General features: G+C 65.4%; 24 protein-coding genes. 8 read left to right on the top strand and 16 right to left on the bottom strand.

Annotated elements, in window-relative coordinates; genetic code table 11:
• Positions 1 to 27: 27 nt before the first annotated feature.
• Positions 28 to 885, bottom strand: coding sequence for a class I SAM-dependent methyltransferase (locus tag M8J71_RS19105; RefSeq protein ID WP_256249383.1), 858 nt, complete (start codon positions 883 to 885; stop codon positions 28 to 30).
• Between the two features lie 254 nt (positions 886 to 1,139).
• Positions 1,140 to 2,288: a non-homologous end joining protein Ku gene (gene ku, locus M8J71_RS19100; protein WP_256249382.1), complete on the bottom strand. Its 1,149-nt coding sequence runs from the start codon at positions 2,286 to 2,288 to the stop codon at positions 1,140 to 1,142.
• Positions 2,289 to 2,328: 40 nt separating this feature from the next.
• Here ku and M8J71_RS19095 point away from each other — a divergent pair, with 40 nt between their 5' ends.
• The gene (locus M8J71_RS19095; protein WP_256249381.1) at positions 2,329 to 4,896 is read left to right on the top strand and encodes an ATP-dependent DNA ligase; all 2,568 of its coding nucleotides are present in this window, start codon (positions 2,329 to 2,331) and stop codon (positions 4,894 to 4,896) included.
• A gap of 66 nt (positions 4,897 to 4,962) precedes the next feature.
• Here the strand turns inward: M8J71_RS19095 and M8J71_RS19090 are convergent, their stop codons facing one another.
• Together M8J71_RS19090 and M8J71_RS19085 are read right to left on the bottom strand one after the other, a co-directional pair.
• A complete protein-coding gene (locus tag M8J71_RS19090) occupies positions 4,963 to 6,261 on the bottom strand; it encodes an Nramp family divalent metal transporter (protein WP_256249380.1) in 1,299 nt (432 codons plus the stop codon).
• Positions 6,262 to 6,386: 125 nt separating this feature from the next.
• Positions 6,387 to 7,328, bottom strand: a complete 942-nt coding sequence (locus tag M8J71_RS19085) for a dihydrodipicolinate synthase family protein (RefSeq protein WP_256249379.1) — start codon at positions 7,326 to 7,328, stop codon at positions 6,387 to 6,389.
• A 179-nt stretch (positions 7,329 to 7,507) separates the two neighbouring features.
• Between M8J71_RS19085 and M8J71_RS19080 the strand changes: the two genes are divergently transcribed.
• From M8J71_RS19080 to M8J71_RS19070, 3 genes are all read left to right on the top strand, one after another.
• The gene (locus tag M8J71_RS19080; protein WP_256249378.1) at positions 7,508 to 8,542 is read left to right on the top strand and encodes a LacI family DNA-binding transcriptional regulator; all 1,035 of its coding nucleotides are present in this window, start codon (positions 7,508 to 7,510) and stop codon (positions 8,540 to 8,542) included.
• Positions 8,543 to 8,682: 140 nt separating this feature from the next.
• The gene (locus M8J71_RS19075; RefSeq protein WP_256249377.1) at positions 8,683 to 9,108 is read left to right on the top strand and encodes a YciI family protein; all 426 of its coding nucleotides are present in this window, start codon (positions 8,683 to 8,685) and stop codon (positions 9,106 to 9,108) included.
• Between the two features lie 4 nt (positions 9,109 to 9,112).
• Entirely contained in the window at positions 9,113 to 10,360 is a 1,248-nt protein-coding gene (locus tag M8J71_RS19070) for an RNA polymerase sigma factor (protein WP_256249376.1), read from the top strand.
• Between the two features lie 128 nt (positions 10,361 to 10,488).
• Here the strand turns inward: M8J71_RS19070 and M8J71_RS19065 are convergent, their stop codons facing one another.
• Entirely contained in the window at positions 10,489 to 10,746 is a 258-nt protein-coding gene (locus tag M8J71_RS19065; RefSeq protein ID WP_256249375.1) for a hypothetical protein, read from the bottom strand.
• Between the two features lie 528 nt (positions 10,747 to 11,274).
• On the opposite strand from M8J71_RS19065, the gene M8J71_RS19060 reads away from it, so the two are divergent.
• The gene (locus M8J71_RS19060; RefSeq protein WP_256249374.1) at positions 11,275 to 12,885 is read left to right on the top strand and encodes an MFS transporter; all 1,611 of its coding nucleotides are present in this window, start codon (positions 11,275 to 11,277) and stop codon (positions 12,883 to 12,885) included.
• A 247-nt stretch (positions 12,886 to 13,132) separates the two neighbouring features.
• Complete coding sequence (locus M8J71_RS19055) at positions 13,133 to 14,260, top strand: FUSC family protein (RefSeq protein ID WP_256249373.1); 1,128 nt, start codon at positions 13,133 to 13,135, stop codon at positions 14,258 to 14,260.
• On the opposite strand, the gene M8J71_RS19050 is transcribed toward M8J71_RS19055, so the two are convergent.
• The 5 genes from M8J71_RS19050 to M8J71_RS19030 all read right to left on the bottom strand — a co-directional run bounded on the left by M8J71_RS19050 (position 14,228) and on the right by M8J71_RS19030 (position 20,490).
• Positions 14,228 to 15,001, bottom strand: a complete 774-nt coding sequence (locus tag M8J71_RS19050) for an SDR family NAD(P)-dependent oxidoreductase (RefSeq protein WP_256249372.1) — start codon at positions 14,999 to 15,001, stop codon at positions 14,228 to 14,230. The two genes, M8J71_RS19055 and M8J71_RS19050, sit on opposite strands and share 33 nt — an antisense overlap.
• 92 nt (positions 15,002 to 15,093) lie before the next feature.
• A complete protein-coding gene (locus M8J71_RS19045) occupies positions 15,094 to 16,953 on the bottom strand; it encodes an IucA/IucC family protein (protein ID WP_256249621.1) in 1,860 nt (619 codons plus the stop codon).
• Between the two features lie 47 nt (positions 16,954 to 17,000).
• Complete coding sequence (locus M8J71_RS19040) at positions 17,001 to 17,570, bottom strand: GNAT family N-acetyltransferase (RefSeq protein WP_256249371.1); 570 nt, start codon at positions 17,568 to 17,570, stop codon at positions 17,001 to 17,003.
• A complete protein-coding gene (locus tag M8J71_RS19035) occupies positions 17,567 to 18,931 on the bottom strand; it encodes a lysine N(6)-hydroxylase/L-ornithine N(5)-oxygenase family protein (protein WP_256249370.1) in 1,365 nt (454 codons plus the stop codon). The genes M8J71_RS19040 and M8J71_RS19035 overlap by 4 nt, the downstream gene beginning before the upstream one ends.
• Positions 18,928 to 20,490, bottom strand: a complete 1,563-nt coding sequence (locus tag M8J71_RS19030; protein WP_308292968.1) for a pyridoxal phosphate-dependent decarboxylase family protein — start codon at positions 20,488 to 20,490, stop codon at positions 18,928 to 18,930. The genes M8J71_RS19035 and M8J71_RS19030 overlap by 4 nt, the downstream gene beginning before the upstream one ends.
• 300 nt (positions 20,491 to 20,790) lie before the next feature.
• On the opposite strand from M8J71_RS19030, the gene M8J71_RS19025 reads away from it, so the two are divergent.
• Together M8J71_RS19025 and M8J71_RS19020 are read left to right on the top strand one after the other, a co-directional pair.
• Complete coding sequence (locus tag M8J71_RS19025) at positions 20,791 to 21,132, top strand: hypothetical protein (protein ID WP_256249369.1); 342 nt, start codon at positions 20,791 to 20,793, stop codon at positions 21,130 to 21,132.
• 225 nt (positions 21,133 to 21,357) lie between these two features.
• A complete protein-coding gene (locus M8J71_RS19020) occupies positions 21,358 to 21,669 on the top strand; it encodes a hypothetical protein (RefSeq protein WP_256249368.1) in 312 nt (103 codons plus the stop codon).
• 135 nt (positions 21,670 to 21,804) lie between these two features.
• Here the strand turns inward: M8J71_RS19020 and M8J71_RS19015 are convergent, their stop codons facing one another.
• The 6 genes from M8J71_RS19015 to M8J71_RS18990 all read right to left on the bottom strand — a co-directional run bounded on the left by M8J71_RS19015 (position 21,805) and on the right by M8J71_RS18990 (position 26,941).
• Positions 21,805 to 22,767, bottom strand: a complete 963-nt coding sequence (locus M8J71_RS19015) for an NAD(P)/FAD-dependent oxidoreductase (protein ID WP_256249367.1) — start codon at positions 22,765 to 22,767, stop codon at positions 21,805 to 21,807.
• A 170-nt stretch (positions 22,768 to 22,937) separates the two neighbouring features.
• Positions 22,938 to 23,291 carry a GNAT family N-acetyltransferase gene (locus tag M8J71_RS19010; protein ID WP_256249366.1) on the bottom strand — a complete coding sequence of 118 codons (354 nt, stop codon included), beginning with the start codon at positions 23,289 to 23,291 and terminating at the stop codon, positions 22,938 to 22,940.
• A gap of 125 nt (positions 23,292 to 23,416) precedes the next feature.
• The gene (locus tag M8J71_RS19005; protein ID WP_256249365.1) at positions 23,417 to 23,563 is read right to left on the bottom strand and encodes a hypothetical protein; all 147 of its coding nucleotides are present in this window, start codon (positions 23,561 to 23,563) and stop codon (positions 23,417 to 23,419) included.
• Positions 23,564 to 23,665: 102 nt separating this feature from the next.
• Positions 23,666 to 24,517, bottom strand: a complete 852-nt coding sequence (locus M8J71_RS19000; protein WP_256249363.1) for a class II fructose-bisphosphate aldolase — start codon at positions 24,515 to 24,517, stop codon at positions 23,666 to 23,668.
• Complete coding sequence (locus tag M8J71_RS18995; protein ID WP_256249362.1) at positions 24,517 to 25,935, bottom strand: GntP family transporter; 1,419 nt, start codon at positions 25,933 to 25,935, stop codon at positions 24,517 to 24,519. The genes M8J71_RS19000 and M8J71_RS18995 overlap by 1 nt, the downstream gene beginning before the upstream one ends.
• 106 nt (positions 25,936 to 26,041) lie before the next feature.
• Positions 26,042 to 26,941 (bottom strand): NAD(P)-dependent oxidoreductase, encoded by a 900-nt coding sequence (locus M8J71_RS18990; RefSeq protein ID WP_256249361.1) that lies wholly within the window; start codon positions 26,939 to 26,941, stop codon positions 26,042 to 26,044.
• Between the last annotated feature and the right edge of the window lie 34 nt (positions 26,942 to 26,975).

The following is a 26,975-nucleotide window of genomic DNA, read 5'->3' as shown; positions in this document are numbered from 1 at the left end:
ACAGTCACCGAGGACGTGGCGACATAATCACCCGGCATTACCCTTGGCCTTTTTGGCGGTAAACAGCAGGTACTCCCACTCCATCTGGAATGGGGTGTCACCATGGGCGTCGCCAAAGGACTCGGCCAGGTCCGTCAGCGCCTTGTCCAACTCCTTGACCTTGTCCGCGTCCTCGGCGATGAACTTGTACACCGAGATGGTGGGGCCGTAGTGGGACTTGAAGTAGCGCACGAAGTCCTCCGGCTGGTGGAAACTGTGCACCGCCAAAGTCTTTTTCCTGGCGTTGGTTTCGGCGATCCTGTCACCAAAGAGTTGGCGGAGGTGGTCCTCGCTCCCCCACAGGGGTGCCGGCTGGGCACCCGGTGGCGGTGGCGGGGCAAACGGCTTCAGGGCGGCGAACATCCTGCCGATGAAGCCTTCAGGTGTCCAGCTGAGAAGTCCGATGGTGCCACCCGGCTTGCACACCCGCAGGAGCTCGTCGGCTGCCAGCTGGTGATGGGGCGCGAACATCACGCCGAGGCAGGACATCACCGTATCGAACTCGTCGTCAGCGAAAGGCAGCGCCTCCGCGTCCCCTTCTTTCCATTCCAGCTCCACGCCGCGGTCCGCAGCCTGGTGGCGGCCGGCGTCGAACAGTTCCGGGGTGAGATCGCTCGCCACAACCTTCGCACCCATCATGGCGGCGGGGATGGCAGCGTTTCCGGCTCCGGTGGCGATGTCAAGGACCCGCTGGCGGGACGTGACGCCGCACGCTTCCACCAGGATGGCGCCGAGCTCGAGGAGCAGCTCGCTCGCCAGCGCGGGATAGTCTCCCGACGCCCACATGGCGCGATGCTTCTGCTTGAGCGCCCGGTCCGCCTCGAGGACATCTGTTTGGTCGTCCATGACTGTGCCTCTCTACTGTGATGGTTCGTCAGTGAGTGAACAGCGCGCTGCGGCCACAGCGGAGGCTGCGATGCGACTCATTGTGAACTCGCCGAACCCGGCTGTAAAGAGAGCAACCGTAGGGCAGCCATCTGCGCAAGGCCGCGCAGGCAGACCGCTGATGAACCGGTGCCGGCTACCGAAAAGCAAGCAAGCTTAGTAGTTTCGTAGTCATGGCATTAACCCCGGGAACAGACGCCGCCGGCCACGGACCCTCACGCCGGCTTGCGCGCCCTGGTGCCCGTTGCCTTGCTGGTGGTGGTTTTGGCGGCCGGTTTGGCAGTGGACTTGGCCGCCGTGGACTTCGCCGCCGTGGATTTGTCCGCCGTGGACTTTGCTGTGCCGGCCTTGGCTGCGTTGGATTTTGCCGTACTCGCCTTCGCTGTGCTGGTCTTCGCCGTGCTGGTCTTCGCGGCCGTCGATTTCGCAGCGCCGGACTTGCCCTCACCCGACGAGGAATCAGCGGACTTGCTGGCGGTGGCCCTCTTGCGCGCCGGCTTGTTGGCCTCTTCGTCATCACCGGAGGCTTCATCGCCCGAGTCCCCGCCACCCGCATCGGCGGCGGCATCAGCCCCGCCCCCGCGTTTCCGGTCCAGGCTCCGCTTCAGGGCTTCCATCAGGTCGATGACTTCGCCCTTGCCGCCTTCGCCTGCTTCCACGCCGAAGGTTTCCTCGGTATCCAGGGAGTCGCCCTGCTCCAGTTTGGCCTCAATGAGCTGGCGCAGCTGCACCTGGTAGTCATCGGTGAAGTGCGCAGGATCAAAGTCGGCCGCCATGGACTCCACGAGCGCCGCGGACATGTCGCGTTCCTGCGCGGAGATCTTGATGGAGGCGTCCAGGGAAGGGAAGTTGGCTTCGCGCACCTCGTCCGGCCAGAGCAGGGATTGGAGCACCAGGACGTCGTCCTTGATCCGCAGGGCACCCAGCCGCGTCTTTTCCCGCAGGGCGAACTGGACGATGGCCACCCGGTCCGTGTCCTCCAGCGCCCGGCGCAGCAGCACGTAGGCCTTGGGCGACTTGGAGTCCGGTTCCAGGTAATAGCTCTTCTCGAACATCATGGGTTCAATCTGCTCGGACGGGACGAACTGCACCACTTCGATCTCGTGGCTGTTCTCTGCCGGGATGGCCTTGAGCTCGTCCTTGGACAGGATCACCGTCCGGCCGTCCTCCTCGAAGGCCTTTTCAATGTCCGAATAATCGATGACCTGGCTGCACACTTCGCACCTGCGCTGGTAGCGGATCCGGCCGCCGTCGGCATTGTGGACCTGGTGCAGACTGATGTCATGATCTTCGGTTGCGCTATAGACCTTCACCGGCACGTTGACCAGGCCGAACGCGATAGCGCCTTTCCAGATGGCTCTCATTCCCTAAGTCAACATCACGCAGCCCCGGAGGTGAAGCCCCATGGCCGCAGCTAAGGAGCGTGTCCGGGTTGCCGGCAGGGAATTGACCCTCACCAACCTGGGCAAAGTCATCTACCCGGAGACCGGCACCACCAAGGCGGACGTGCTCGCCTACTACGCGGCGGTGGCACACGTCCTGATCCCGGCTGCCGCCAACAGGCCGGCCACCAGGAAGCGGTGGGTTAATGGCGTCGGTACCGCGGGGAAGCCCGGCGAGGTGTTCTTCCAAAAGAACCTTGAGGACTCCGCCCCCGGCTGGCTGCCGCGCGCCGCCATTACCCACAAGGACCGGACCATCCACTATCCGATGGTCAACGACCCCGCGACACTCACCTGGTTCGGCCAGATCAACTCGCTGGAAATCCACGTTCCCCAGTGGCAGGTGGACTCCCACGGCAACCAGCTGAATCCGGACCGGCTTGTCCTGGACCTGGATCCCGGTGAAGGCGCCGGCCTGGAGGAGTGCGTGGAAGTGGCCCTCCTGGCCCGCTCAATCCTCGAGGACGTGGGCCTGGATCCCGTCCCCGTAACCAGCGGCAGCAAAGGCATCCATCTCTACGCACCCCTGGACCGGAGCCAGACCTCGGATCAGATCTCGGCCTTTGCCCGCGAACTGGCACGCGCCCTGGAAGCCGACCATCCGGATCTTGCGGTCAGCGACATGAAAAAGACCCTGCGCAAGGGCAAGGTGCTGGTGGACTGGAGCCAGAACAACGCGGCGAAAACCACCATCGTGCCCTACTCGCTCCGCGGCCGTCCCACCCCGATGGTTGCCGCGCCCCGGACCTGGCAGGAGATCGGCTCCCCGGGCCTGACGCACCTGGACTACCAGGAGGTGCTGCAGCGGGTGCAGGAGGGCACGGACCCCTTTGCCGCCGTCGTGGGTGCCTCCGACAGCGACCCCGAGGTACGCAACGAACATCACGACGGCGACCCCCGCCTGGGCAAGTACCGCTCCATGCGGGACCCGCAGAAGACGCCGGAGCCCTTCTCCGGCGCTGCCGGCAGCGGCGACGCCTTCGTTATCCAGGAGCACCACGCCAGCCGGCTTCACTTCGACCTCCGCCTCGAGCACGACGGCGTCCTGGTGTCCTGGGCCCTGCCCAAGGGCGTGCCGGAATCCGGCGGCAAAAACCACCTGGCCGTCCAGACAGAGGACCACCCGCTGGACTACCTCACTTTCCAGGGCACCATTCCCAAAGGGGAGTATGGCGCCGGTGAGATGACCATCTGGGACACCGGCACCTATGAACTGCATAAGTGGATCAACGGCAGGGAAGTCATCGTGACGCTCACCGGTTCGGAGGGCGGCGGCCTGGGCGGCACCCGGAAGTTCGCGCTGATCCATACGGGCCGGGGGCAGGGCAGGGACTCCGAAGGCCAGTGGCTGATCCACCTCATGGACAAGGACCATGGCAGCAGCCGGCACCGCCATGCCCCGGCGCGGGACGACGGGCCCGAAGAAACTGAAGACGAGGCTGGGGAGGTGGGCGAGGAGGCGCCTGCCGCCGCAAGGCCGGTCCAGGCAGAGGAGCCGGAGGATTCCCAAGAGCAGGACAACCAAGACGCCGAAGAAACCTCTTCGCCCCCTTCAGCCGCCGCTTCCGCATCACCCGAGGATTACAGCCCCATGATGGCTACCTCGGGGACAACAGCAGATCTGCAGGGCAGCAGCTGGCAGTTCGAGCTCAAGTGGGACGGGGTCCGCGCCATCCTCGTTGCGGACGAGGATGAAGTGCGGATCTTCAGCCGCAACGGAAACGACGTCACCAAGACCTACCCCGAATTCACGGACAGGAACTGCTGGCCGCCCCAGCCGTTCGTCGCGGACGGCGAGATCATCGCCGTCGGGCCCTCAGGCAGGCCGGACTTCGGACTGCTTCAGGGGCGCATGAAACTCACCCGGCCCGGCGACGTCGCCAAAGCGCGCAAGGCCATCCCCGTCCGGCTGATGCTTTTTGACCTGCTGTACGACGCCGGCACGGACCTTCGCAGGCTGCCCCTCGCCACGCGGCGCCACCGGCTGGAGGAGTTCTTCAGCCCGTCGGACTGCCCGGTGGATATTTCCACTGTGCTCGAAGACCGGGTGGAGCACATCCTGGAAAGCGCGCAGGAACTGGGCCTTGAGGGCGTGATGGCGAAGCGCACGGACAGCCGCTACGTCAGCGGGCAGCGGACGCGGACCTGGATCAAGCTCAAGCTCGACCAGACCCAGGAGGTGGTGGTGGGCGGCTGGCGGCCGGGCAAGGGCGCCCGCCGGGACTCAGTGGGTTCGCTGCTGGTGGGCATCCCGGAGGGAGGCGACCTGCGCTATGTGGGCAGGGTGGGCAGCGGCTTCAGTTTCCGAGAACTGACGGAACTCCGGCAGACCGTGGAACGGCTCGCCAGGAAAACCTCCCCGTTCCAGGACGTCCCCCGTGAGGATGCGGCGGATGCGCACTGGGTAGCACCTCAGCTGGTGGGTGAAGTGACGTACAGCGAATGGACCGGGACGGGCCGGCTTCGGCATCCGGTGTGGCGCGGTTGGCGGCTGGACAAGGACCCGGCGGACGTGGTGGACGAAGCCTGACAGTCGAAGGAGCGCCCCCTGCTTGCGCAGGGGGCGCTCCTTATGTTGCGGCTCGGCGCGGGGTGCTTAGCCAAGCAGGGTGGTGATGAGCCTGATGGATGAGGCGATGATCGCGATGAGGCCGATGGCTCCGAAGAGATTGTGCCACCACTTGTTGCGGAGATCCCCCATGACGGTGCGCCTGTTGGCCATGATGACGATCAGGACGCCCAGCAGTGGTGCGATGAGGACTGTGAGGGATTGGGCGATCACGATCAGGGCCACGGGTGAGGACTGGAATGACAGGGTGATGATCAGGCCGAAGGCAAGGATCATGCTGGTGACGATGCGTGCAGCGGGTGATCCTGCTTTGGCGCCGCGGCCCATGGCGTCGGAGAGCATGGTGCCGCCGGCAGTGGCATTGGCGATCATGGATGAAAAGGCTGCACCGGAGAGGCCGAGGGCAAAGAGCATCGCGCCGACGGGGCCTGCCAGGGGCGTGAAAATGGACGCGAGGGCGTTGATGGTTCCGGCCTCGGCTCCGGTTTTGCCGAGGACTGCTGCGGCGACCATGATGACCAGGGCCGTCATGATGCCGGGGGCGACGATGCCGGGGATGGTGTCGACGAGGGTGATGTCGCGGTAGTCGGCCCGGGTGCGGCGGTGTTCCTTGATGCCGTAGGAGGTGTAGAAGGCGGCGTTGATGGAGAAGTTGGTGCCCACGAGCGCGACAATGAGGATCTCGCTCCCGGCGGGAAGTTGCGGGACCATGCCTTCCATGGACCGGTACCAGTCGGGCTGGGCGACGACGGTGCTGGCGATGAAGGCGATGCCCATGAGGACCACGATGACCAGGAGGGCTTTTTCGACGATTCCGTAGACGTTCCTGAAGGCAAGGACGAAGCCGACGGCGACCGTGCAGACGACGGTCCACAGCACCGGTGATCCGCCGAAAATAAGGGAAAGTCCCAGCCCGGAGCCGACAGCGTTGCCGACGGAGAACATCAGTGTGATGCCGAAGACGCCGAAGCCTGCCAGGACGCCCACCCACTTGCCGAGGTGGTCCTTGATGGACGTGATCAGGGACGTGGGTGTGGCGATGCCGAGCCTGACGCTCATATCGGTAAAGAAGATCATCAGGATGGTGGAGACGGCGATGACCCACACAAGGCTGTAGTCGAAGCGGCTGCCGGCCTGGACGGCGGTGGTCAGGTTACCGGGGCCGAACTGCCAGGCTCCGACGACGAAGGCCGGCCCCATCAAGGCAAGGTAGCCGAGGAAAGTACGGTGCTTCTTTGTGGTGCCTTGGGCCGGGTTTCCTTGCTGGGTTGCCATCTGGTCTTCCCTGTGTCCGGGACGGGTGATGGTCTTATTCTGCTCGCGCATCGGCGAGTCCTCCTTATACAGCGACATTGCTGGGGACGGTCATCGACCGGGATGGAGAGTTTGAAGCTTGGAACGGGCGGCGGGCCAGCAGGCCCGCCATCCGGAAGGACCCGTGATGGGTGGAGTCAGACGGCAGCGGTGGCGGTGACCTTGCCGATGTTTGCGGCGGCGAAGGCTTCCGCAATTTCGGTTTCGGCGCCTTCCGGCAGGGGCAGGAGCGGGGTGCGGACTGTGGCGTGGTCCAGAATGCCGCGGTTCACGAGGCCCCACTTCAAGGCGACGGTGCCCTCCATGTGGGACCCGCGGTGGTAAACGTTCTTGGTCACCGGCAGCAGCCGCTCATGAATTGCGTGGGCACGCTTGTAGTCCTGCGCCTTCCCGGCCTCGATCAGTTCGACGAGCAGTTCGGGGGCGATGTTGCCGTAGCCGACGAGCAGACCGTCGACATCGAACATTGTCGGCAGCAGGTACTCGTCATGGCAGGACAGCACCTGCAACTCGGGGTACGCTGCGCGCAGCGCGGGGATCTCGGTGTACCACCGGCGCATGTTCCGGACACCGTTCTTCGTGGCAAAGACGCCTTCCTGGCCGGCGATCTCCAGCTGAGTGTCGAGGTCGTAGGTCGCCTTGGTGTTGTCGGGGTACTGGAAGAGGATCAGCGGCAGACCGGACTCTTCATAGATCTCCTGGTAACGCGACTGCGGAGCGCCCTCCTGGTATCCGAAGCGCAGCCATCCGTGCGAGGGGTAGACGAGACCAGCTGACGCGCCGGCCTCGACGGCCTTCTTGGCCTCGAGGGCCGCTGTCTTGTTGCCTTCCTTCGTGATGCCCGCCACGACCGGTACACGGCCGTCGGTGGACGCCACGAACGCTCGGATAACGTCCAGCTGCTCCTCTTCGGTGAGGAACGTGCCTTCGCCGGCGTGCCCCAGGACGACGAGGCTCTTCACGCCCTCAATGGATCCGAGCCACGAACCCAGCCGCTGGATTGCAGCGAAGTCGACAGCGCCATCTTCGGTGAACGGGGTGACAGGTGCGGGGCTGAGTCCGCGGAGATCGAGTGTCATTACAGCTACCTTCTTGTCTTCATTGATGGTCGGCAGTCCCGCTACGGTTTCTTCTTGGGTGAGAACGTTTGCGGGAACGTTTTCAATCTTGCAACGTGTTCCACCTCACTGTCAAGGGAACGTTTGCAAAAAGGGGGAATAGAGTGTCTGGTACGCCCCTTTCGAAGAGGAGAACCAGCATGGAACCGGCGGCTCCCGGCACGATCGTCACCCTCAAGGACGTTGCTGCGGCCAGCGGCGTGAGCATCTCCACCGCCAGCCGCGCCCTGGATGAACGTACGACGTCGCGTTCGGCAACAGCCGCGCATGTCAGGAAAATAGCCGAGGAGCTTGGCTATCGCCGCAACTCCTTCGCATCCAACCTGCGCCGGGGTGAGACCCGGACCCTCGGGGTGCTCGTGCCGCGGCTCAGCGACACCGTAATGGCCCTGATGTTTGAGGAACTCGAGCGGGCGGCGTCGGACCGCGGATACTTCGCCATGGTTGCAACCAGCGGCGATGATCCCGACGACGAACGCCGGGCAGCGGAAACCCTCCTGGACCGCAATGTGGACGGGCTGATCCTGGCCACGGCCCGAATCGACGACGACTTGCCCAAGCATCTGCGTGAACGGGGTGTGGCGCACGCTCTGGTCCTTCGCACTGACGGGGTCAGCCCCTCGGCGCTTGGCGACGACGAGGTGGGCGGATACCTGGCGGTCCGCCACCTGATCGATCTTGGGCACCGTGACATCGGGGTAGTGACCGGACCGTCCTTTACCTCTACCGGGACAGCCCGCCTCGCCGGCGCCCGCAAAGCCCTGGAGGGTGCCGGCATTCAGGCCCGGGAAGACTGGCTGGTTGCCGCCGGCTATGGCATCGAAAGTGGGTTCTCCGCAGCGGAATCTTTACTGTCCGGCGACTCAGAAAAACGTCCCAGCGCGGTGTTTGCCGCCAACGACAACCTGGCCATGGGGGTTATCGCCGCCGCCCACCGTCTCGGCATCACCGTGGGACAAGACCTGGCCCTGGTCGGCTACAACGACATACCCCTCGCCTCCCGTCTTTCAACCCCGCTCACTTCGGTGCGGGTGCCCCTGGACCAGATCGCAGCCAATGCGATAGACCTCATCGTGAACCCCGGCAAGGAACCCAGGATCCGGAAATCCCTGCCCACTCTCATGCCCCGCCAGTCGAGCGGTTCGCCCCGATACTCAGCACCGCAGGCGCCTTAAAAGGCTCCCGCGCAGAAATACTTTGGACATGCGGCATTCCTGCATAAGAATTTTCCTGGTCCTTGTCGATCCCATGCCCGCCCGTTCGACGCGATAGTAGAAGGACGCACGAGGCGTCCTCAGCCAGAAGGAGAAGAACCATGAAGTTCATGCTGATTATGCGCGCTACGGATGAGGCAAAGAAGGCCTACGAAAAGGCGGACATCGAACAGATCATCAACGCCATGGGCGCCTACAACGAGTCCCTTATGAAGGCCGGGGTCCTACTCGCTGGTGAGGGGCTCGCCGATGATATGAGCGAAGCTTTCGTTGTGGACTTTTCGGGCGAGAACCCCATTGTTACCGATGGCCCGTACGGGGAAACCCATGAACTGTTCAACGGATTCTGGATCATCCAGGCTGCCAGCAAGGAAGAGGCGGTCCAGTGGGCCAGCCGCTGCCCCTTGGGCCCGGGCAACAAACTCGAAGTCCGCCGCGTGACCGATATGAGCGACTTCGAGGGCTTCTCGGACAACGAGTTCCTGCAAAAGGAAGCCGGCTGGCGCGAAGAACTGAACCAGCCCTAGCCACGTGGCAGACAAGGACCTGCCCACGCCGGCGATCCAGCGCACCCTGGACGCCGTGTGGCGGATCGAAAGCGCGCGGATCGTCGCAACGCTTGCCAAGGTGACTGGCGACGTCGGCCTGGCAGAAGACCTTGCCCAGGAAGCCCTAATCGATGCCCTGACACAATGGCCCGGGTCGGGCGTCCCGGATAACCCGGGCGCCTGGCTCACGGCCGTGGCCAAACGCAAGGCCATAGATGCCTGGCGCCGCCGGGAGCGGCTCGACGAACGCTACCGCACAATTGCCCACGACCTCAGGGAGATGACCGAGGACCAGTGGCAGCCGATCCCCGATGACGTGCTTCGGCTCGTCTTCATCGCCTGCCATCCCGTGCTCTCCCGTGAGGGGCAGGTCGCCTTGACGCTGCGAACGGTCGGTGGCCTGACCACCGAGGAGATCGCACGGATGCTTCTTGTCCCCATCGCCACCGTCCAGCAGCGCATCGTACGGGCAAAGAAAACCCTATCGGCCGCCCAGGTGCCCTTTGACACCCCCGACCCGAACGAGTGGAACGCGCGCCTGGGCGCGGTACTGGCCGTGCTGTACCTCATCTTCACCGAAGGCTATGCCGCCACAACGGGTGACCGGTGGATCCGGACCGAGGTGGCCAATGAAGCCCTGCGCCTTGGCCGCGTGCTCGCCGGCCTGTTGCCGCGGGAGCCTGAAGTCCACGGCCTCGTAGCGCTGATGGAGTTCCAGGCGTCCCGGTTCGCCGCGCGCGTCAACCGCGACGGCAGCCCAATCCTGCTCGCTGACCAGGACAGGTCGCGCTGGGACCGGGCGCAGATCGGCCGTGGCCTTACCTCCCTGGCCCGTGCCGATGCGCTCGGCCGCGGAAGGGGGAACTACTGCCTGCAGGCTGCCATCGCCCAATGCCACGCCACCGCCGGCAGTTTTGAAGAAACCGACTGGAACAGGATTGTGCTGCTCTATGAAGCCCTGGGACGCCTGGCACCCAGCCCCGTCGTCGAACTCAACCACGCCGTAGCGGTTTCCATGGCCACCGGACCTGCCGCCGCCCTGAGGATCGTGGACCGCCTCGTTGCCGGGGGCGCCCTCCACCGCTCACACCTGCTGCCCAGCATCCGGGGAGAGCTGCTCACGAAGCTCGGGAGAACCGACGAGGCCAAATCAGAACTGCTTCAGGCAGCCGCACTCACGGCCAACGAACAACAAAAGGCTGTGCTGCTCGCCAAGGCGGCCGCCCTCTGACCCCTGGGGAGCTCATTCGGAGCCGAGGCTGCCCCACGGCCGGCACAAGAATGGGGACACCGGATTCCGGTGTCCCCATTCCTTACGGTCCCTACGACGTCAGTGTCCTCCGTTTTGTCGCGGCGTCCTCAGGACGAGTGCGGCATCTGTGGCCGGCTGGTGCGGTGGACCGCCGTAACGGCAGCCCCCTGCCCCATCCGGCCATGGCCGGAACCGCGTTCCTTGGGATGCCGCCGCTTCCCGTTGCCGTCGGGCCACCTTTGCTGCCCGCCTGCTCCCAAGGGAGACAGCGGGGCCGCCGCGCCAGGCATGTCGGGGGCGTCCATTGCCTCCGCCAGGTGGCTCGCCAGCTCCGGCGCGATGTGCTTGTTTTTTTCGTCAGCCATTTGTTCTTCCTTTCCCGCAACGCAATGAAATGAAGTGCTATCAATCGAGGCCAGTTAGGGCCTTTTTGTGACTGTCGGAGCGGCCGGCCATGCCTGGCCGCAGGCGTCTGCCTACCTGAAAGAAAGTGTTCCCATGGCACAACCTTAGGGAAGCGCCGGGCACCTGTGAACCCCTCCTCGAAGAGGTGGGCAGAAAAGGACGACGGCGGCCCTGCCGGGTTCTGGAGGAGGGCTGCGGAAGCCGTGGCCGGCATCACTTTTTCGCGTCTGAAGCGTCCGAAATGGCGGCAAGGGGAGCCCACAGCGAAAAAAATTCGGTGACAAGGGCGCCTGACCCCGCAGATCCCCATAACGGCGCGGGAAAAGCCGGGAAAGAAATCTTAACGAACCGGCACGAAAAGCCCCGAAAAGGGGTGATCCTACGGCATAAAGCGAGCAGGCGCTACGGCATTCGCGTAAAATTGAAGGCCTGCCCGGAGCGGGGCAGCTACAAGTCGCAAGCAAATGACCTCCACGGGAGTCGCCCAAATGCCCACAGACCGAAGCATCACCGACTCTTCCGCAGGCGCATACAACGCCGCCGGAACCAACCAAGCTACACCCCCAGGCACCCCACCCGCGGCTGCCAAGGGACGCAAGCCAAAAATTTTGAAGCGCCGCCGGCTCAAGGAGTCGGACGTCAACGTTGTTAACCAGCCCATGCTGAAGAAAGCCCTGGGCGGAACCATCGTGGGCAACACCATGGAGTGGTACGACGTCGGCGTGTTCGGCTACCTCATCACCACCATGGGTCCGGTCTTCCTGCCGGAGTCCGACCCCACCACCCAGACCCTCTTTCTGCTGGGTACCTTTGCCGCCACGTTCATCGCCCGCCCCCTGGGCGGCGTCATCTTCGGCTGGATGGGCGACAAGATGGGCCGGCAGAAGATCCTCGCCGCCACGCTGATGATCATGGCGGCAAGCACGTTCGCCATTGGACTCCTTCCCGGCTACGCCCAGATCGGGCTGTGGGCAGCAGGCCTGCTGGTACTGCTGAAGATCGTGCAGGGCTTCTCCACCGGCGGCGAATACGCCGGCGCCACCACCTTCGTCAGCGAGTACGCCCCGGACAAGCGCCGCGGCTTCTTCGCAAGCTTCCTGGATATGGGCAGCTACCTTGGCTTCGCCCTCGGCGCGGCACTGGTGTCCGGCCTGCAGCTCACCCTTGGCCAGGCGGCCATGGAGGAGTGGGGCTGGCGGATCCCGTTCCTGGTGGCCGGTCCGCTGGGCCTGGTTGCCGTCTACTTCCGCAGCAAGATTGAGGAATCGCCTCAGTTCCAGGCCACCCTGGACGCCCAGGAAGACCTCGCCAAGCACGCCGCTGCCTCGGATGAAGCCACGGCTAAGGGCCCGGTGGGAATCGTCAAGGCCTACTGGCGCTCCATCATTGTGGCGATGATCCTGGTTGCAGCCGCCAACACCGCGGGTTACGCCCTGACCTCCTACATGCCCACCTACCTCACGGAGTCCAAGGGCTACGACGAGGTGCACGGTACCCTGCTGACCATCCCCGTGCTGGTAGTCATGAGCCTCTGCATCCCGCTCACGGGCAAGCTGTCCGACCGGATCGGCCGCCGCCCCGTGCTGTGGATCGGTGCGCTGAGCACAGTAGTCCTGGCGACCCCGGCCTTCCTGCTGATCGGCATCGGCGAAATCTGGTCCACGCTGGCCGGGCTTTCCCTGATCGCCTTCCCGGTGACGTTCTACGTGGCCAACCTCGCCTCCGCGCTGCCGGCCCAGTTCCCCACCTCCAGCCGGTACGGCGCCATGGGCATCGCGTACAACTTCTCGGTGGCCATCTTCGGCGGAACGACGCCCTTCATCGTGGCAGCCCTGATCAGCGCCACGGGCAACGACATGATGCCGGCCTACTACCTGATGGGAACCTCCCTGGTGGGCGCCGTTGCCATCTACTTCCTGAAGGAATCGGCCCAGCGCCCGCTGCCGGGTTCCATGCCAAGCGTGGATACCCAGGCGGAGGCCCGCGAACTGGTGGCCACGCAGGACGAGAACCCGCTGATCGACCTGGACGAGCTCCCGTTCGAAACCCAGGACATCACGGATTCGAGTGCAGCCGACAAGGTTCCCGCCCGGGTTTAGCACGCCGGCAACCGGCAGGCGATGGCACCCAGCCACTCCCCCAGGGGCAGGGCTTGCAGCAACGCTCCAGGGCCCGTCCTGCACAGCTTCCCCGGAAGCTGCGCGGGGCGGGCCCTCGCCGTGCCACGCCTGCCCCGATGTCGTTTTATGTCCCCTGACGCCCAGAGAAATGGCTTGATCCGCGCAGCCGGTGATACGTTCCGAAGGGCCCGAAGAAGGGGTCCGAAACAAGCAGGAAAGGTGCGGCATGAAGCTTCTGATGGAGCAGGTGCGCGCCCTTCACCGGCTGGAACCTGCCAACCGTGACCATCTCGCAGCCCTGCGCGTAGCCCTCAGTGTTGCAGTTCCCTCGCTTCTGCTCCTGGCCGCCGGCCGCACAGACCTCATCATGTACGCCGTCTTCGGTGCGCTGACAGGGATGTACGGGCGCTCCGAGCCGCACCAGCTCCGCCTCCGGCACCAGTCCCAGGCCGCGGTGGTCCTGCTCGGCGGCGTTGCGGCAGGCCTGTTCCTGTCCGTCAACCACCTCCACTCCTGGTGGCTCGTCGCCATTGAAGCGGTGCTGGCCGGTGTGGGGTCGGTTTTCGCGGACCGCGTGCGGCTGAAACCCAACGGGCCCTTCTTTGGCATCCTCGCGCTGGGGGCATGCGCCTCGGTACCTCCGGCGGTTCCCTGGCAGGTGGCCATGCTGATCGCCGCAGGGTCCGCCGCCTTCTCCATTCTGGTGGGTTTCGGGGGCTGGCTCCGCAGCAGGTCCTGGCAGCGCGGAGCCGTCCGTAGCGTTCCCGCCATGCAGCCGGCCGGACGCACTGAATTGTTGGTGCACGCCGCCCGCTACGTTCTGGCCGTGGGAGCTGCCGGCACCGCAGGCGTCCTGTCCGGCAGCGGCCACCCGCACTGGGCGATGGCCGCCGCTGCGGTAGCCCTTGCCGGGGCCGACCTCCCCAGCAGCGTCCGCCGTGGGATCCACCGCATCGTGGGGACATTCCTCGGCCTGGCGGTCACCGCCGTCGTTATCCTTCCCGGCCCCTGGTCCCTGGCCGGGCTGTTCCCGGGCCGGCAGGCCGTGATGCTTGCCCTCCTGGTGATCCTCTTCCAGTTCACTACCGAGCTGTTTATGGCCCGCCACTACGGCCTGGCCATGGTGTCGTTTACCCCGGTAATCCTGCTGATTACCCAGCTCGCCGCACCCATCGACCCCGCGGTGCTGATCCTGGAGCGCGGCGTCGAGACGCTGGTCGGTGCACTGGTGGGCATCGCGGTGGTTGTGGCCGTCCGCCGGTCCGGGACCCGCAGCCCGCGGGCATTGCTTGGGCTCGCGCCGCTATTTGGGCTCGGGCCGCTATTTGGGCTTCCGCGGAGGGCCCGCCACTAGTTTGGGTGGCGCCACCCGCGCAACGGCCGCCACTACCTTGTACCGCTTGGACGGGATGGAAACCGCCTTGCCCCGCTCATTGTCCGCCAGGCCGTCCCGCACCACCCGGTCTGCCTGCAGCCACGCCCACGACGGCGCTACGGACTTGTCCATGCCCATCCGGTCGTGGAACTCCGTATGGGTAAAGCCAGGGCATACGGCGGTGACCTTAATGCCCCGCTGGCGGTAGGCGAGGTTTGCCCACCGGCTGAAGCTGACCAGCCACGCCTTGGCCGCGGAGTAGGTTCCACGCGGGAGGAAAGCGGCGATGCTGGCCACGTTGATGATCCGGCCACCGCCGCGTTCCAGCATGCCTTTCAGCGCAGCGTGGGTGAGCTCCATGGCCGTCTCGCCGTGCAGCTTCAGGTGCTTTTTCTCCTCCGAGATGGGGTTGTCCTCGAAGTTGTGCAGCAACCCGATCCCGGCGTTGTTGACCAGGATGCCCACCGGCCGCTGCGGATCGGAGAGGCGTGCGACGACGGCTGCCACGCCGGCGTCGTCGGTCAGGTCGGCGGGCAGCACCTCAGCCGTGATCCCGTAACGCCGTTCCAGGCCCGCCGCGGTTTCCTCGAGGCGGGCCCGGTTCCGCGCCACCAGCACCAGGTTGCAGCCCTGGGCGGCAAGCTGTCGGGCGAATTCGGAGCCCAGCCCTGCACTGGCACCGGTGATCAGGGCTGTCGTTCCGGAGGAGTCTGCAGTCATGCTGCAAGCCTAACGATCACCTGATGGCTTGTGGCTGCACTGTCCGGTTGCGGCGTCCCGGCTGCAGTCTGGCGGCCTTGCTGTCTCCGGTGCTATTTTCCGGCGAACTTCGCCAGCGGGTTCGCCAGGCGCCCGGCCATCTGCAGGCCTCCGGAGGGATCCGCGAGGTCCAGCATCTGCTGGTTGTTGCGCAACTGGAGCCTGTTGAGGCAGGACAGTTCAAAATCCGGCGCGAAGAGGTCATGCCGGGCGAACTGGTCTGCGAGCCCGGGGTGCTGGGCCTGGTAGTCCTGGATGGCGGCGGCGGCCGTCCGCCAGAACTCCTCTTGCTCAAGCTTGCCGTCCTCCTCGAGGAGTGCAGCCAGGAAGCGGAAGATGCAGTCGAAGATGTCCGTGAAGATGGCCAGCACCTTCTCGCCGTCCGGGATGGCCGCCTTGATCCGCGACACCTCTCCGGGCAGGTCCAGCCTGTCCCCCATCACCACAATTTCCTCGGCGATGTCCTTCATGATGGCGCGGACCGGCACCCCGTCTTCGAGGACAAGGATCACGTTCTCGCCGTGCGGCATAAACGCCAGTTCGTACTGGTACAGGCAGTGCACCAGCGGAACCAGGTAGGCCTCGAAGTAGTGCCGCAACCAGTCCTGCGCGGCCAGTCCGGAACGCGCGATGAGGGCTGAGACCATCGGCCGGCCCCCGGCATCCACGTGCAGGAGGGACGCCATGGTGGCCAGCTGTTGCCCGTCCTTCAGGAGCGGCAGCGGGCTCTCGCGCCACAGCGCCGACAGCATCTTGCGGTAGGGCGAACCGTTCGCGGACCCGGCCTCGTAGTTCCTGTTGTGGTAACCGATGGCGGCGGTTTCACCGATCATGGTGAAACCGCGTGCCTGGAGCGCACCGTCCGACTCGATCAGGTTCCGCAGCCAGTCGTTGATGGCCGGCGTGGCCTTCATGTACTGCGGCGACAGGCCGCGCATAAACCCCATGTTCAGTACGGACATGGCGGTCTTGACGTAGTGGCGCGCCGGAGCGGTGGTGTTGAAGAACGTCCGGATGGATTGCTGCGCCTGGTAGATGTCCGCGCCGGTGCCCAGGTGGACGATGCGCTGCCGGGCGATTTCCGCCGCGAAAGTGACAGTGAGCTTGTTCTCCCATTGCCACGGATGCACGGGCATCAGGAAGTACTGGTCCGGGTCCAGTCCCTGAACCTGCAGTTCGGCGTCAAAACTGCCCAACAAGGGCCCGAGCTCGGCGTCCAGGTGGGCCCGGTAGTCCAGCCCGGCCGAGGAAGTGAAAACGGCGTGGCTGCGGTGGACGGCGATCCATTCCAGCTGGACCGGGGCGCCGGTTTCGGGAGCGAACGCACGGTAGTCGGTGATCCCGAAGCCAAGGCGTCCGTTGTTGGCAACAAAGCACGGATGCCCCTCGGTCATGCTCCGCTCAATGGCCTGGAAGTCGGCGGCCCGGTCCACGCCGCAGGTAACTCCGGCCGCGAGTTCGTCGGCCGACGGCTGGCCGGCCCACTGCTTGTAGGCGTGGCTTGCCAAAGTGCTGCTGACCTCCTCGAGGTACACCGGGAGCATCTGGAGGTTGATGCCCAGGGTGCGGTGGAAAGCCGTGATGAAGTCCAGTACGTCCAGCGGCATTTCGGTGCCGTCGTGGAAGCAGCGGATGGAAGCGGCGTCGATGGACCAGTGGTCGAGTTCGAGGACCCTGGCGGTGAACCGGTACTCCTTCGTGCCGTCGTCGCTGCGCACCCGGTAGCTGCCGGTCCCGGCAGCAGCGCCGGCACCCCCGTTGGCGTCGGCGTCGGGACACCGCTCCGGGGCGAGGATACGTTCGTGGGAAAACTCGGCGAGCGCCTTGCGCAGGACATGCCGGTTGGCCTTGTCCCAGCGTTCTCCGGTGAGGTGCGGTACGCCAGTGTTGGTGCCGGCAGCATTCGCGGGCAAGGGTTGGGCGGCGCTGACAGCGGGGGCGGCGGGGTCGAGATGGATGGTCACAGTGAGGCTCCCTGTGGGACGTGTTTGGAAAGAGTGTCGGGTGCCGTGCGGGCGGCCAGGTAGTCGTCGCGGCTGCAGAAGCTCAGCAGCGCGTCCTTGTCGGGAAGGGTCACCACGCCGGCAGGCTGGAAGCCCAGCCGTTCGTTCAGGGCGTGGATCTTGGTGTTCCGTGCATCCGGTTCCACCACGATGCGGTCCACTCCGGGCCTGGCAAAGAGCCGGTCAAGGACGGCGTCCATCACGGCGGCGGTGTAACCAGGCCGGGGCCCTGACGACGGCGGCGCCACCAGCAGGTGCATCCCCAGGTCGCCGGGCAGGACGGGATAGACCGCCGCCAGCGGCGAGGACGCGGGACGGTACTCCTCCATCAGGAAGGCGGGGACGCCGCCGTCGAGCCCCAGCAGCGCGTGGTGGTGGCCGCTGGCCTGGATTTTGGCGTATTCCTCCACCACGTCGTCCACGCTGGCGGACAGCATCCCCCAGAACGAGGCGTACGGCTGGGTCACCCAGCCGTGGAGGAGTGGTGCGTCGGCCTTGGCGTCGAGGCAGCGGAAAGTAAACCTCATGCCGGCACCCACGTCCTGTTTTCGACGTCGGACTGTGCGCCCATGCCGGCGGGTGACCCGAACTGCTGGAAGGCGATACTGCGCTCCACCGGGTAGACCTCGCGCCCGGTGATTTCCCGGAGGATGCAGGAGTTGCGGTACGCGCCCATTCCCAGGTCCGGGGTGACGAATCCGTGCGTGTGGAGTTCGGCGTTCTGGACGAAAATCTCCCCCGGTTCGACGCCGGTGCTGTAGGTGCGGTCCACGGCGAACCTTCCTGCGCTATCCCGGGCGATGCGGTCCTGGATGCCGGCCAGGAAGCCGGGTTCCTGGTAGCCGTAGCCGGTGGCGAGCACCACGGCTTCGCTGTCCAGCGTGTAGGACGTCCCTTGCTCGCCGTGCTGCAGGTGCAGGGTGTGGATACCGGCTTCCGGATCCCATTGGGCAGCGGTCAGTGACGAGTGGGTCAGCAGCTGTGTGTCCACCATTCCGGAGATGCTCCTGGTGTAGAGCAGGTCGTAGATGGCGTCGATGAGATCGGAGTTGATGCCCTTGTAGAGGTTCTTCTGGGTCTTGTTGAGGTGGTCGCGCTGGTGCTGAGGGAGGCTGTGGAAGTAGTCGACGTACTCGGGAGAGGTCATCTCGAGGGTCAGTTTGGTGTATTCCAGCGGGAAGAACCGGCCGGAGCGGGTGACCCAGTTCAGCTGGTAGCCGTGCGCCTCCGATTCCTGGAGCAGCTCATAGTAGATCTCGGCTGCGCTCTGGCCACTGCCCAGGATGGTGATGCTGCGTTGCTGCTGCAGTTCCGCCTTCCGCGCCAGGTAGTCCGCGTTGTGGAAGGCCACGCCGCCGCGTCCTGCTGCTGCATCGGCAACGATGTCCGCCGCGGCCTCCGGCACGTACGGGGAGGTGCCGGTGCCCAGCACCAGCCGCCGGGCCAGCAGCACCTCCGGCCCTTCGGGACCGGACACGGACAGCCGGTACACGCCGTCGTCGTGCGTTACGTCCAGCACAGCTGTGCCAAAACGTACGGAAGGCAGCTGCCCTGCCACCCACTGGCAGTACTGGTTGTACTCGGCGCGCAGGGGGTAGAAGTTCTCCCGGATGTAGAAGCGGTACAACCTGCCCGTCTGCTTGAGGAAGTTCAGGAACGAATAGGGGGAGGTCGGGTCTGCCAGGGTGACGAGGTCGGCCATAAAGGGAACCTGAAGGTGGGCCGGTTCGAGCATCATCCCGGGGTGCCAGTCAAAGGACTCCCGGCGTTCCAGGAAGATCCCGTCCACCCCCTCCACCGGCTCGCTGAGTGCGGCCAGCCCCAGGTTGAAAGGCCCGACGCCGACGGCAGCAAAGTCGTAAATCCTGCGGTTGTCCGGGGTGCTCATGCGGATACCTCACTCTGCAGCAGCCCCGCGCCGGTGCGGCGCAGGAGGTCGATGATGCCGGCGATGTCCTCCAGCGTGGCCTCGGCATTGAGGAGGGTGAACTTCAGGTAGTGCCGGCCGCCCACTTTGGTCCCGGCAACCACTGCTTCGCCTGAGGCGAAGACGGCGGCACGGATGGCAGGGTTCAGCGCGTCGGCAACGTCCTCGGCGAGGCGCTTCCCGCCTTCCAGGCGTGGCCGGTACCGGAACACCAGGGTGCTGAGCTGCGGCGGCGCGGCGAGTTCGAAGTCGTCCTCGGTGGCGAGGACGGAGCCCACACGGGCGGCAAGGTCGATGGCTTCATCGAACAGGGCGCCGATCGCGTCCGCACCCATGATCCGCAGGGTGAGCCACAGCTTCAATGCGTCGAACCGGCGGGTGGTCTGGATGCTCTTGTCCACCTGGTTGGGGATCTCGGCGAGCGCCGCGCTTTCCGGGTTCAGGTAGTCGGCGTAGTAGGTGATGTGGCGCAGCATTGCGGACTCCCGGACCAGGAGGGCGCTCGAGCTGACCGGCTGGAAGAAGGTTTTGTGGAAGTCGACGGTGACGGAGTCCGCGAGGCGGGTTCCGTCCAGCAGGTGGCGGTAGCGGCCGGACACCATCAGGCCGCCGCCGTATGCTGCATCGATGTGGAACCAGGCGCCGTAGGCCCGGGCCAGGGCGGCGAGGTCTGCGAGCGGGTCAACCGCGCCGAAGTCGGTGGTTCCGGCGGTGGCGACAACTGCCATGGGTGACAGGCCGGCGTCGCGCGCTTCCGCCATGGCCTCGGCAAGGGCAGCGGGATCCATGCGGTGGTCGGGGGTGCAGGGAACGGTGACGACGGCGTCGAAGCCCAGGCCCAGCATGGAGGCTGACTTCTGGATACTGAAATGGCTGTCCTCGGACGTGAAGATCCGCAGCGTGTCCAGGAGCGCCGGAAGGCGGAGGTTGCTTCGGGACGGGTCCTGGCGGAGGCCGGCCACGGCGTGGTTGCGGGCGATCAGCAGGGCCTGGAGGTTGGACTGGCTGCCGCCGGAGGTGAAGATTCCGTCCGCGTTATCCCCGAGGTGCAGCCGCTCTGCTGCCCAGTCGATGAGGCGGCGTTCGATCATGGTGGCACCGGCGCTCTGGTCCCAGGTATCCAGCGATGAGTTCACGGCAGACAGGATGGCTTCTCCCACCAGCGCCGGAATGACCACGGGGCAGTTGAGGTGTGCTGCGTACTTCGGGTCGTGGAAGTAGATGGCGTCGCGCAGGTACACGTCTTCGAGTTCCTGGAGTGCCGCCGCCGTGTCCTGAAGGGGCGTTTCAAGGTCCACCGCGTCAACCCGGGCTTTCATCTGCGAAGGCCCGACGCCGGTGAACGGCCGGGTGGTGCGCTCCAGTTTGGTGGCCACGGCCGTGACGCCCTGCAGCACCTGCGCCACATAGCGGGGCGAGTTCCGGGCGTTGAAGAGATGGTTTGTGGCGCCCAGGGCGAGCTCCACGCGGGACCCGAAGTCCTGGCCGCGGGCCTGTTGTTGATGGCGCGGGTCATCCACTCGTAACTCGTCAAGGCGGGGCGTAAGCGGCACTGGTCTTCCTTCGGTCGGCGTTTCGGCGTGTTGCAAAGGTAAGACTTACTTAGGGCAGCCTTTTAAGCAAACTTTTGTGATGTATTTGCCCCCAGGCTCTGCGATTTGCCGTTTTTTCACTGCTGACCGCGTCATTGACTGGCGGCGCGAGCTACGCGTCCTGCAGAATGGCCCCTCCGGGACGGCTGCGCATGGCAAAGCGGCGCTCCCGGGCCAGGGTTGGCGCATACCGGCAGCCCTGCAGCGCAGAAATCACAGGGGGGAAACATGGAGCAGCCAGGAAGAGCGATCGAATTCCGGGAAGTGGACCAGGACGGAAACCAGATACCGGAGGCTTTCCGGTACGGGGCCGGGGAAAACTCTGCCGGCAGTCCCGCGCCCGCAGTCAACCCGTTCATTGTGGTTCTGTGGCTTCTCGCCATCCTGCTCATCGTAGGTGGAGCCTTGATCTTCCTCAATGCGAATACGATGGTGGGCCCGACGACTTCAGGGATGCCGGCGTCTTTCCTGATGTTCACCTTTGCCCCTTATGCGATCGTCGCAGGGCTTGCTGCTGCCATCTGCCTGCTGTTCTGGCACGCATTCCAGTGGCAGCGCCGGCGCGGCTAGAGTCGGGGCGGGCCGTGGATGACTGAAACCCGCAGCGCCGGCCCGGCCAGAACCCCGTTGCGGCCTGACAGGGTTGCCCGGCTCCAGGGGTGCCCTGGATCACAAGCGGATTTGCCCAACTATTAGTAAGCATGCTTAGGTTATGGGGTAATTGAACCTCCGCAAGCAGTCGCGGCGGGGCTGCCAACGCCGGCAGTACCGTGAAGAAGCCCAAGGACGAACATCATGACCATCGTTACAGAAGATCAGCCAGTGGCTCCCGCGGAGCCCGAAACAGGAACCGAAGCGCCTTTGAGCTCCACCCTCCCCGTTGACCTGGGACTGTTGGTCACCCTGAATTCAAGGATGCACTGCCGTGCCCCGATGCAGCGTGTGGATCCGGACGCACTGTCCCTGCACCTGCCCGTTCACGTTGACGGAGCAACGGTCATTCCCGTTGGCGCCGGCTCCGCGCCCGCCAGTGTGGAAACCTACCGCTGTGCCTGCGGTTTCACCATTGATGTCCCGGCTGCCAGCATGCACGCGCTGGCCAGCTGACCACTGGAGAACGGCTGGCCGGAACCTCCTGCTGTTTCGCAGCGGGCTGTATTGCCGGGCACCTGGCCGGTAAGCGGGCACCGTAAACCAGCAAGCAAGCCGGCCAAACAGCCGGCCAGTCAGCTAAGCAGCAGGCTAATGCACTGCAGCAGTCCTTGCGGCCTCCACTGCCCGCCGCGTATCTTCCAGTACCAAATCCGCGTTGATGGCCGCGGCCGCTTTCAGTCCGGCGGCTGCGGCCGTCATCACCTGGGCCGAGACGTCCGTGGCGTTGCCGGCGGCCCAAACCCCCGGGCAGGACGTCAGCCCCGACTCATCGGTGGCCAGCCGCGTCCCCGGCCCCTCTTCCAGGCCATCCAATTCCAGCCCGAGGTTCTGGAGCATGTTGGCTTTGCTGACCGTGGCTGGGCTGACCACCAGCACTTCGAGCGGTACCGCTGATCCGTCGTCGAGCGTGACCCCCGTCAGCTTGTCGTCCTGGACCACCAATCCGCGGACCCGGCCATCCACTACTTTGACGGACCGCGCTCCCAGCTGTTCCGCTTGGCCCGGGCTCAGGGCCAGTTTGTCGTTGAGCAGGAGGGTCACGTCCGGGCTCCACTGCCGGAAGGTCAGGGCCTGCAAGACAGCGTGGGCATCAGAAGCGAGCACCCCTACCTGTTGGTTCCTGATCTCCCAGCCGTGGCAGTAGGGGCAGTAAAGCACATCCCTGCCCCAGCGCTCGGCCACACCCGGAAGGTCGGGCAGCTCGTCTTCGATTCCCGAGGTAATCAGCAGCCGCCGGGCCGCGCAGGTGCTGCCGTCTTCAAGCGAGAGCACGAAGTTGTCGCCGTCCCGCCTGGCGGACTTAACAAAACCGGTGATGTTCTGCCCGCCGTAGTCTGCAAGTTCCGCTCGTCCGGCAGCAAGAAGCTCGCTGGGGCTGATGCCCTCGCGGGTCAGGAAGCCATGCACTCCTTCCGCGCGCAGGTTTCGCTGCCCGCCGGCATCGATTACCACCACGGAGCGCAGCGCCCTGGCCAGGGCAACGCCGGCGCTCAACCCTGCCGGTCCCCCGCCGATGACGGCAACGTCGAATAGCTGTTCTTGGTGATTCATCCAGGATCCTGTCCCCGGTGTGCGCTGCTCCCGGAAAGGGGGCGCGTTCAACTGCGTGCGCCCTCTGCAAGACCGCGCTCAGGAGAGGTACCCGGCGCTGCGGCACAATAACGCGCAGCCCGGGCTCCGGGAAAAGCAGTTCTATTGCGTCTCGGAGCAGTGCCGGTTCGTCAGGCTCCCGAACCGTTAGCAGCCGGGCTGTCGGGCCAGTCGACGAACTGTTCGTACCCCTCGTGCTTCCGCAGGTACCCTGCAATGAAGGGGCAGTGCGGGACGATGCGTTTTCCCGTTGCCACCACATCATCGAGGGCGAAGTGGGCCAGTACCTTGCCCAGGCCCTGGCCCTCAAAGTCCGGCGACGTCTCGGTGTGGCTGAAGTCGATATGGCCGGGCAGGTCCTGGTAGAAGGACTGGACGGCCAACTTGCCGCCCACGAGCAGTTCATAGCGGTGCTGCGCGTCGTTGCGCCTCAGCGTGACATCGGGGGTGAACCTATCCTCGGTGGACATCGTGTTCTCGGTCATGCTTCGACACTGGCACTACTTCAGCCCGCTGGCAATGCCCCTGCTTACCCTTCACCATCACTAGGGCAACGGCAAAGCACACCGCCGGTTCCCGGCAGTTCCAGCGTCAGGAGAACCCGCGGGAGCTAGACCGCCAGGGCGATGAGACCCAGCACGACGGCGGGCAGCGGCGCAGCACCCTGGGTTGCGGCGGCCTTGAGGTACTTGCGCCCAGTCAGGGCCAGGACAACTGCGGCTGCCAGGAAGGCAAAAAGAAGGGAGGCCAGGATCATTGCCTGATCCTAGCCTCCCCTCCCGGAGTTTTTGTCCACATATGCAGGCCTCCTGCGGGGCGGGTTCAACCCTGCATAGCTGGACAAAAACTCCAGGGAACGTCAGCGCGTGAGCATACCGAGGGCCGTTGTGGCGAAGCTGCCCGCGGACGGGTTCCAGTGGCCCAGGAGCCCCTGCAGGTTCTCACCGTCGGAACGGTGCCCGGGCAGCTGCTCCTGCAGGGTAGCGAGGACGCCGGTGCGGAGCTCGGTGTTGAAGTTGACCTTGCCAACGTTCATGGACGCGGCCTTCACCAGCTCCTCGGCAGGGATCCCGGAAGCTCCGTGCAGGACCAGCGGAATATGCGTCCGCACCGCGATGTCCTGCAGCACGTCCCAGCGCAGCTGCGGCTCGCCCTTGTACTTGCCATGGACATTCCCGACGGCGACCGCCAGCAGTTCCGCGCCGGTCCGGGACACAAAGTCCTCCACCTGCGCCGAATCCGTCAGCCCGGCGACGGCCACGCCGGACCGGTCGGCGCCAAAGGCACGGTCCTCATCACCGGCGAGTCCGCCCAGCTCGGCTTCCAGCACGACGTCGGTCCCCAGCAACTTACGCGCAGCCACAACCAGCGCGATGTTGTCCTCATAAGGAAGCGACGAACCGTCGGCGAGGACGGAATCCGCCCCTGCCGCCACGGCGTCGGCCATCACCTGAAGGTCCGCAGCGTGGTCAAGCTGCACGGCGACGGGCACTGAAGCTGCGTCAGCCAGCCCCCGGAGGGCCCCGAGGAGGCGCAGGCCGTTGGAGGTGGCGGCGGTCTTGGGTGCCACGAGGAGGATGACGCCGCGGCCGGACTCCTCTGCAGCGCCCACCACGGCCAGTGCAGTGGTGAAGTCGTAGCAGGTGAAGGCCGGGACGGCGGACCCCTGCTGAAGGGCGGAGGTGACCAGGTGGTCGAGTCGGGTGCGCATCAGACGGTGAGTCCGCCGGTAAGGATCCAGACCAGGAACGTGAGCGCGAACCCTGCGAGGCCCAGGATGGTGGTGAGCACAGTCCACGTCCTGAGTCCGTCCGCCACCGAGAGGCCCAGGAAGCGGGTAACGATCCAGAAGCCGGAGTCATTGACGTGGCTGAGGCCAAGCGCGCCGAAGCCCATGGCTACGAGGATGAGTGCCGTCTGGAACGGTGAGAAGCCGCCGTCGGCCACGGAGGCTGCAAGCAGGCCGGAAGTGGTGATGATCGCAACTGTTGCGGAGCCTTGGGATGCCCGGAGGATGGCTGCGAGGACGAAGGCCATGACGATGACCGGGAGGCCGGCTGTCTGCAGTCCTTCGGCGAGCGCCTTGCCGATGCCGGATACGGTGAGCACCTTGCCGAAGACGCCGCCGGCGCCGGTGACCAGGATAACGATGGCGGTAGGGGCCAGTGCGGAGTCCATGACTTCGCCTGTGTGCTGCGAAGACCAGCCGCGGCGGATCCCCAGGAAGTAGTAGGCCAGGCCCAGGGCCGTGAGGAGCGCAATCAGCGGGGCGCCGATGAAGGCAGCCAGTTGGGAAGCTAAGGTGTCCTTGGGCAGGATGACCGCGCCGACAGTTCCCACCATGATCATGAGGATCGGAAGGACAATCAGGGTGATGATCATCGCCGGGCTGGGAGCAGTCTTGACCTCGCTCTTGACCGCGACGCCGGAAGTGCCCTGGGCAGCTTCCTGCTCGACCTGTGATGTGCCGGTCCCAAAGAGGCGGAACTGCTCGGCGGTGGCGGGCAGCATGGCGAAGTCGCGGCGGTTGAGCCGGCGGGCAACAAAGTAACCCAGGACACCGACGGGAATGCAGAGGGCAAGGCCGATGATGGTGGTCCAGCCGATGTCCGCGCCGAGGATTCCGGCGCCGCCGACGACGCCGGGGTGCGGCGGGACAACGACGTGGATGGCCAGCATGATGCCGCCAACGGGCAGGCCGATCTTGACCGGGTTGACCCCGGCAGCTTTGGCAAATCCATAGATGATGGGAATCAGGATGATGAATCCGACGTCAAAGAAGACCGGGATGGCCAGCAGGAAGGCTGCGGAGGTCAAGGCGGCGATGACCCTGCGGGGGCCAAGCAGCTGGGTGAACTTGCCGGCGAGGGCTTGTGCGCCGCCGGAGATCTCGATCATTTTGCCCAGCATGGCGCCCAGGCCAACCAGGATGGCTACGGAGCCAAGGGTTCCGCCCATGCCTTCGGTAACGGTTTTGATGACGTCCGGCAGCGGGATCCCCGCCACGAGCGCCACGGAAACACTGACCACGAGCAAGGCAAGGAAAGCCGGAATTTTGAACTTGATGACGGCCACGAGCAGCAGGGCGACGCCCGCCACTGCTATAGCCAGAAGAGCTAATGCGCTCATCGTGTGTCTCCTTTGACGTCGCTAGTTAAGCCTAGCGAGCTGGGTGGGTACGACGACGGCGGAGGGGGGACCGCCGCCGTCGTACGTTCATTGGGGGGAGGGCTTGTTACTTGGTGCGCTTGGTGGGGGCAACAACCTTGATGACGGCGGAGTCATCGGCGGCGGCGAGGCCCTGGGCCTGGCCCAGGAGGTAGAGCTGCTCGGCAGCGGCGGCAACCGGAGCTGCCAGTCCTGCCGCGCGGGTGGCTTTGCCCACGATGCCCATGTCCTTGACGAAGATGTCCAGGCGGCTAAGGACCTCGGCGCCTTCCTCGTTGTAGGCCTCGAGGATTCGGGGGCCGCGGTTGGAGAGCATAAACGAGCCGGCGGCACCGGCTTCGAGGGCGGCAAGGGTCTTGGCCTGATCCAGTCCGAGGGCGTCGGCCAGGGCCATAGCCTCGGCGGCGGCGGCGATGTGGACGCCGCAGAGCAGCTGGTTGACGGTTTTGAGCGCCTGGCCGTCACCGGGCTTGTCGCCCACAACCGTCAGGGTGGAGGCCAACAGTTCCAGGGCCGGAGCCGCCTTTTCGCGTGCTTCCGGGGAAGCCCCGACGACGATCAGCAGGTCGCCTTCGCCGGCGCGCTTGGGCCCGCCGGAAAGCGGGGCATCCACAAGCTCGACGCCGTATTCGGCCAACTTCTCGACGGTGGCCGGGATGGCTTCGGTGCCCACGGTGCTGCCGAGGATGACCACGGCGCCGGCTTCCAGCACGGAGGCCACGCCATTCTCGCCGAAGAGGACATCGTTGAGCTGCTCGCCGTTCCGGACGGCCAGGAGCACTGCGTCGGCGCCCTTGGCGGCTTCGCGGGCTGAGGCGAAGGTGGCGATGCCTGCTTCTTCGGCGAGCTTGAGGCGGGGTTCGGCGATGTCAAAACCGTGGACGGTCAGTTGTGAGGCCAGCCGGGTGGCCATGGGCAGGCCCATGGCTCCGAGGCCCAGGACGGTGACGGTGTAGTTGCTGGTCATGGTGTTCTCCATTGAATGTGTGCTGCGGGGAGCC

The sequence above is a fragment of the Pseudarthrobacter sp. R1 genome (assembly GCF_024494415.1).
In the GTDB taxonomy this organism is placed as follows: Bacteria; Actinomycetota; Actinomycetes; order Actinomycetales; family Micrococcaceae; genus Arthrobacter.
The sequence above is the reverse complement of the archived record's forward strand: the minus strand, read 5'-3'. Positions and strand labels throughout refer to the sequence as shown.